The sequence below is a fragment of the Uliginosibacterium sp. sgz301328 genome (assembly GCF_041807905.1).
Classification (GTDB): domain Bacteria; phylum Pseudomonadota; class Gammaproteobacteria; order Burkholderiales; family Rhodocyclaceae; genus JBGVSA01.
Window position 1 is genome coordinate 1 of record NZ_JBGVSA010000067.1, and the last position, 1,300, is coordinate 1,300.

1 protein-coding gene is annotated in these 1,300 nt (G+C 60.5%); it reads right to left on the reverse strand.

Annotated features, from left to right (window positions below):
* Positions 1 to 3: 3 nt before the first annotated feature.
* The gene (locus ACDA63_RS20095) at positions 4 to 1,224 is read right to left on the reverse strand and encodes an ISL3 family transposase (protein ID WP_373665083.1); all 1,221 of its coding nucleotides are present in this window, start codon (positions 1,222 to 1,224) and stop codon (positions 4 to 6) included.
* Positions 1,225 to 1,300: the final 76 nt, after the last annotated feature.

Below are 1,300 nucleotides of genomic sequence, written 5' to 3' on the forward strand. Positions count from 1 at the left end.
GGTTCAACGAGGAATACCGGGGAACGCCGCCTTGATTTTTAGGAAGAAGTATTCCTCGTCGCGGTAGCCGTAGGCTCGGCGCTTGATGACTTTGATGGTGTTGTTGATGCCCTCGACGACGCTTGTATTGAGTGGGTGCCGGCATCGAGCGATGATGCCGTGCCAATAGGTCTGCAACCGCTGCGCGAACAACTGCAGCGCTGGAATCTGGCTCTGCCTTGCCTGGACGCACCAATGCTCCCAAGCCTTCTGGGCCCATGCGGGACGGCGGTAGAACCACAGCCGCTTGAGTTCATCCTTCAGGATGTAGGCGGTCAGCAACGGTTGATTGGCCTGCAACACGTCATTCAAATGCACCGCTTGAGTGTCGCTCAGGTTTTCCTTGTTGCGTAGCAGTAGCCAGCGCGTGGATTTGAGTACCCGTCTGGCTGGACGGCCGTGCCGCAGGCGATTGGCTTGGTCCACACGGACCCGGTCGATCACCTCGCGCCCATACTTGGCTACCACGTGGAAGAGGTCGAAGACCACCTCAGCCTGCGGACAATGCTCACGGATCTCCACTTCATAGGCAGTTGTCATGTCGATGGCAACGGCTTCGATGCGCTTGGCGACTCCCGCCGGGAGCTGCTCAAAGAAGGCCCGCGCTGTCTGGCGCGAGCGGCCCTGTCCGATCCAGAGCACTTGCCGCCCAATCGGATCGACGACGACCGTGGCATAGCGATGGCCCTTGTGCAGCGCGAATTCGTCCATGGCCAGGTAGCGAATGTTGGACCAGTCCGGTTCGACAACTGCCTCGCGCAAACGCGCCTTGTCGATGCTCTTGACGGTGTGCCAGCCCAAATCATAGAAAGCCGCCACCGCCTGCACCGTGGAACTACCCAGTAGCTGCCCGCAAGCCTGAGCCAGGCGAGCCGTGACACGCTGGTAGCGGCCAAGCCATTCCAAGCGTTCCAGGTGCGGGCCGCCGCATCGGTCGCACCACACCCGACGCCGCGGAACGTGCAGCACGACGCGATACTCGAACAGCGGAAGATCCCGTACGCGCCGCACCACCGTCTCATGAACCTGCCGGCACTTCGAGCCGCACTCCTCGCAGTACATGACTTTGCTGACCGGCTTCAAGTACAGCGCCAGCGTACGGCTTTCTCCTTCAGGCCATACCACCCGATCCAGTTTGTAGCCATCCCAGCCGCCCAACCTCTGCAGCGTCTTCCGATCCAGCATCCCATTCCCCAATCGCCTTTCACGGCCAATAGGATACGGAATGTGCCAATTCAGCCCCGGAATTCTTCGAAGAACC